Consider the following 4,782-nt stretch of genomic DNA (forward strand, 5'->3'; position numbering starts at 1 on the left):
CGAAAAACTCCTCCCATGGAACATTGATAAAGCCATTTTGTCAATGAGCTGAGATACGCGGAGAATTCACCGCTTACCGATAAAACACACAGGAAACCACATAGATACAGATGCAGACAAAGAAAAACCACCCCATGCCCCGCCGCTTGTTTCTGGCCAGAGGGGTGTCGTTCGTCGCCTTGTTCTAGAGATTTAGTGTGTTATCTTGTTCATGTGGTTGAGGGCATGGCACGCATGCGCGCAGCAGATGCAAGCCTTGTTTTAGCGGAGCAAAAGTGCTTCCCGAGCTAAATGATGCAATCTTTCTAACCAGATTTTCTCTGTATTGTCGTTTTCCTGGTCAGTCTCTTGTTTCTCCTGTTGTTGCCGAAAGCGTTGCAGGATCGTGTGCCAAGAAGTTTCACCATCCAGGATCTGCAAGAGAGTCGCTTCCTCTGCGGATAACGCGACCATCTGGTGTCGACCATTGACGACTCGATTGCTCTGCTGTGCCTGATAACGGGAGAGCGGTAAAGCCTGTGGATGCGCACTGATCTCCGTCGTATAACACCCTGCATCCGCATGAAACGTCAATAGACCGGCAGTGAACAAGCGAATTCCATCGTTCAATAAAATATGGTGGATCCCCTCTGCATCCCCTATTCCAAAACGCCAACGAATTTTCTGAACCAGTTCGGAAACAAAAAGAGGTTTGTCATTCTGTTTGGCCAGCGTATCAAACAGGGCAATGGTCAAAGGATCACTTACCGTCAACAACGCTCCATCCGCACTGACAAATGAACGCTCTGTCGGCAAGGGTTCTCCCTCTGTTAAGTCTTCCTGTTGCGGAGTCATAAAAAAGCGTATGGCAAAACTGCGCACAATCTCTTCCAGAGAATTTTTGATTGTCACTCCAGAGCGACATAACAATGTGGAGCGAAAACGGCGGTTGGCAATAAAATCGAGAAATTGTTCTTGTTGGATTTGATTGTGCAAAACAGAAAGACGCTCGGCAACCTCAGGGGAAAAATTATGTACAAACATGGTTTTAACCATCGTATCACCAAGATATTGCAAACCATGGTTTATTGCTCTGCTGACAAATTCACTAAAATAACAGGGCCGATTATCATCGCCTAAATGGTCGTGCAATAAATAGTTATCCGGGCGATCCGTAAGAATTTGCACCTCTCTGGCGGCAAATTCGCGCATGTTTTGATCCTGGGCATGCTCTTTCAAAAATGTCAGCAGCAGGCGCGCTTGCCCAGAACGGTCGCTTGCTTCGGGAAAGATGGCCTCCTGATAGACCATCATGTCACGCAGGGCACGAACAAAATACCATCCAGGCAATGTGTTATAGGAGACGACCGCAATACCATCGCTGGAGAGATGGTCGCGGAGGATGCGCAAGATTCCCTCTTGCACCTCTTCTGGCACCCAGGAGTAGACTCCATGACAGATGATATAATCAAATGCGCCATGATTGTTTGCAAACTCTTCGATGGATTGCTTGCAAAAGTGCAAATTGCGTAGTTGCAATGCCTCTGCAGAGTGTTGTGCATCATCAATTTGGACCTGGGAAAGATCAATTCCCAAAAATTGACTTTCAGGATATTCCCAAGCCATGGGCAGCAGATTTCCCCCGCGACCACATCCCAGCTCCAATACCCGGCAGCGCTGAAAAGGAGGTGGGGTCAAGCCAAAAATACGCCCTAGAGTGTATAAATTGGCAATATGGGTTTGTGGGTGTGCATTATTGGTGTAGGGTACTTTATCATAAGGAGTTGCCCGATCCATCGTCCGACTCCGGTTGGCTTGGGAGTATAAAAGCTCCAACTGTTGCGCCGGTAAGGAAACGGCTGCAGCGGTTCCTTGTTGCCATGCAAAGCACTACTCAGGAGGGTGCTTTTTTGCTGGCAAAATATTGTGCGTATTCAAGATCTTTATAATTGACATGATTCAACAACCATGCCAGCAACCATTTGCGAATATCGCGCACATTGGCATCATCATTTTCCATCACTTTGCGTTGAAAATGGTTCAACTCATCCACCAGCGCATCATGGTCCACTTGATGTTGTTCCACATTGGGATAACCGTGGGCGCGCAGATGGTCCATCTCTTCGGAAAAATGAATTTTGGCGTAGGAGATCAACTCATCAAAAATATTGGCCAGATTGTTCCACTCTTCCGTTGACAAAGATCTGTTTTCTGAGACCGCACTTCCCAAAATCACATCCGCATTGATTACCATGTCCAGCAGTTTTTCATGCGCCATATTGAAAGCAGGTTCACCGACATCAACCAGTTTGTCGAGCAGCTTGGTGTGAAATTCAGATCTCATGAACAACATCTCCCCAGGGAAGTGGTCAGGCTAAACCAGCATATTTTTATCTTGGATTGCTTCCATGTCAACAAAAAAATCACCGCAATGACTCATTGAGCCTCTGTTTGTGTGCGTTTGTTTTGCAAGATAAGCACAAAATGGATTGTTTGCTGGGCAAAAAGGGTGAATAATAGAAATCATTGATGGGGGATGTTCTGCAGAGGGATTGCGGATAAATAGTCAATGAATAGATGGTTTTGCAAGACATAGGCATGCGAGTGCTGCACGGTGTCCGGCACAGGTGAGGAGCAAACGACTCCGCAACGCCGATACAGGGTCGCGCAGGCGATGGGTAGAGCAGTTTAGAGGTGGTTCATGAATACAAAGTTGGTTTGGAGGGTAGCAGGTCTGTTTTATCTATGCAGTCTCTCTACCCATCTTGTGGCAGGTCCGGTTGCCGATGCCACATATGCCGGCTTGTCGGAAGCGCGGCAAGCTTTAGTCTCCTTGTTGGCCGCTCAGGATCAACAAGAGCAAAATAGACATTTGGCTGCCGTAAAAAGTGCTACTGCCAAAGTTGATACACAAATCCGGCACAACTCTGCCGTGCTCAACGAATTCAGCAGCGTCTGGCAGCAGTTCAAAGAGACCAGAGACAAAGAGATCATTCCCCTGCTGCAAGCTGGCAAGCGGGATGATGCCAAAAAATTAGCAGGGGGGGTACAGGCAGACCGCATGGCAAAGATGCTGCAACTGCTGAGTCGTGTTCCCAAATAGTTAAAATTGAAATATCTTGATGAGCTCTTTGTGCGATTGGTTTTCCGCATAGGTTTGCACCAAGCGTAACGCCAAGGCGGTGGCTATGCGCTGCCAAACCAGTGAAGTGGCTTCCGGATTGGCTTGCAACCATTGTGTAAAAGCCTTCCCATTGATGCGCAGCAAGACAGCACGGGAGCTGGTGAAAACATCGGCAATACGTGGGCGTTGCAACAGCCAGGAGACTTCACCAAACAACTCCTCTTCGAGCGAAGTCACCTCTCGGCTGGTCGCTAAACCGACCTCCTTTTTCTCCTGGTCCAGGGTTACTTCACCTTCCAAAACCAGGTAGAGATCTGGGCCGGAGCTGTCTTTTGAGGAGATCAATAGTTTTGTTTCGTTGTAGGCAGGTTCAACTACAATGCGTTGTGTATGCGGCTCCAGTTGTTCCAATAGATTTGTTGCAATGCCAGAGAGTAAATGAGTTTTTTGGAATAAATGAATCAGGCTCATCTTGGTTATCCCACTTTCTTATTCAGTCGTTGCGCAAATTGGGGTGTCATTATATCTATAACTCCTTGATAATAGTGCAGTGCAAAATTTTTCTCAAGAGTTATATAATGCTGTTATAATATGGATACAATGTTTATAGTGCGATATTAAATGTTTGTGCGGCTATTGCAAGAAAGTCTTATCTTTCGCGGTTAATTATCCAATGTGTCGAAAGTACTATTAAGAGGTTTGCATGCCTGAATTGCCGGAAGTAGAAACGGTGTGTCGAGGATTGGCTCCCTTATTGATCGGCGAGCAAGTGCACAGTTTGGCAGTGTCTAACAGCTCTTTGCGCTGGCCCATTCCGGTCGAACTCTTGCAAGAGCGTCTGCACAAGGGGATTATAACGGCTGTCTCACGGCGGGGTAAATATATTTTAATCCAATTAGATACTGGTACGCTACTCATTCATTTGGGTATGACCGGGCGCTTGTATCGGCTCCCTTCGCAGGCAGAAAGCAGCAATAAACATGAACATGTGATCCTCCATTTTTGCTCTGGTTTTTCCTTGCGTTATGCCGATCCGCGTCGATTTGGTGCCTGGCTGTGGGGGGGTGAGCATCCTTTGCAACACCCTCTCTTGTCTTCTTTGGGGCCAGAGCCTTTTGCAGAGGAGCTGCATGGCGACTATTTATGGCGTAGCGCGCAAAAGAGAAAAATAGCGGTTAAATCCTGGTTGATGGATAGCCATGTGCTGGTGGGGGTTGGCAATATCTATGCGGCGGAAGTTTTGTTTCGGGTTGGTGTGCATCCTTTGACACTCGCATCCGCGCTCAGCAAACAACAGTGTGCACAATTGGTTGAGGCTATTCGTCTGGTGTTGTCGGAGGCGATCACGCAAGGGGGCAGTACGCTTCGTGATTATCGGCAAGTGGATGGTTCCCAAGGTTATTTTCAAATTTTTTTGCAAGTGTATGGCCGTCAGGGCGAAAGCTGTTATCGCTGTGGATCGGTGCTGCAAGAGTTGCGTATTGCCGGGCGAGCCAGTTGTTTTTGCCCTCAATGTCAACCATTATAGGCAATGCAGTTCAGGATGGGGAAAAGCTTTTCAGGATTGAGTTGGGAGGGGTTATGGAGCAGGGCAGGCGCATTTAAAAATCAGAAAACTATTATGGAGGTCCAGGAGGAGATTATCTCCTCCTGGTGGGTGCAGGGCAAAGCCCTGCTGG

Annotated in this window: 5 protein-coding genes; 2 read left to right on the forward strand and 3 right to left on the reverse strand. The window is 47.5% G+C overall.

The features are described 5' to 3' along the window. Window positions 1–261: 261 nt before the first annotated feature. On the reverse strand, window positions 262–1,776 hold the full coding sequence (locus tag EJP87_RS13815; protein ID WP_130472451.1) for a methyltransferase regulatory domain-containing protein: 1,515 nt from the start codon (window positions 1,774–1,776) through the stop codon (window positions 262–264). A gap of 97 nt (window positions 1,777–1,873) precedes the next feature. Next, a complete protein-coding gene (locus EJP87_RS13820; RefSeq protein WP_193771394.1) occupies window positions 1,874–2,323 on the reverse strand; it encodes a bacteriohemerythrin in 450 nt (149 codons plus the stop codon). A 357-nt stretch (window positions 2,324–2,680) separates the two neighbouring features. Here EJP87_RS13820 and EJP87_RS13825 point away from each other — a divergent pair, with 357 nt between their 5' ends. Then, window positions 2,681–3,082, forward strand: coding sequence for an MCP four helix bundle domain-containing protein (locus tag EJP87_RS13825; RefSeq protein WP_130472453.1), 402 nt, complete (start codon window positions 2,681–2,683; stop codon window positions 3,080–3,082). Here EJP87_RS13825 and EJP87_RS13830 read toward each other — a convergent pair whose 3' ends face one another. Continuing rightward, on the reverse strand, window positions 3,083–3,574 hold the full coding sequence (locus EJP87_RS13830) for a cyclic nucleotide-binding domain-containing protein (RefSeq protein WP_130472454.1): 492 nt from the start codon (window positions 3,572–3,574) through the stop codon (window positions 3,083–3,085). 232 nt (window positions 3,575–3,806) lie between these two features. On the opposite strand from EJP87_RS13830, the gene mutM reads away from it, so the two are divergent. Continuing rightward, a complete protein-coding gene (gene mutM, locus EJP87_RS13835; protein ID WP_130472455.1) occupies window positions 3,807–4,631 on the forward strand; it encodes a bifunctional DNA-formamidopyrimidine glycosylase/DNA-(apurinic or apyrimidinic site) lyase in 825 nt (274 codons plus the stop codon). Window positions 4,632–4,782 lie beyond the last annotated feature (151 nt).

Source organism: Candidatus Magnetaquicoccus inordinatus (genome assembly GCF_004217665.1).
Classification (GTDB): Bacteria; Pseudomonadota; Magnetococcia; order Magnetococcales; family Magnetaquicoccaceae; genus Magnetaquicoccus; species Magnetaquicoccus inordinatus.

Coding starts and splice junctions, on each gene's coding strand:
- EJP87_RS13825 (WP_130472453.1), top strand. CDS start 2,681: ATGAATACAAAGTTGGTTTGGAGGGTAGCAGGTCTGTTTTATCTATGC.
- EJP87_RS13815 (WP_130472451.1), bottom strand. CDS start 1,776: ATGGATCGGGCAACTCCTTATGATAAAGTACCCTACACCAATAATGCA.
- EJP87_RS13830 (WP_130472454.1), bottom strand. CDS start 3,574: ATGAGCCTGATTCATTTATTCCAAAAAACTCATTTACTCTCTGGCATT.
- EJP87_RS13820 (WP_193771394.1), bottom strand. CDS start 2,323: ATGAGATCTGAATTTCACACCAAGCTGCTCGACAAACTGGTTGATGTC.
- mutM (WP_130472455.1), top strand. CDS start 3,807: ATGCCTGAATTGCCGGAAGTAGAAACGGTGTGTCGAGGATTGGCTCCC.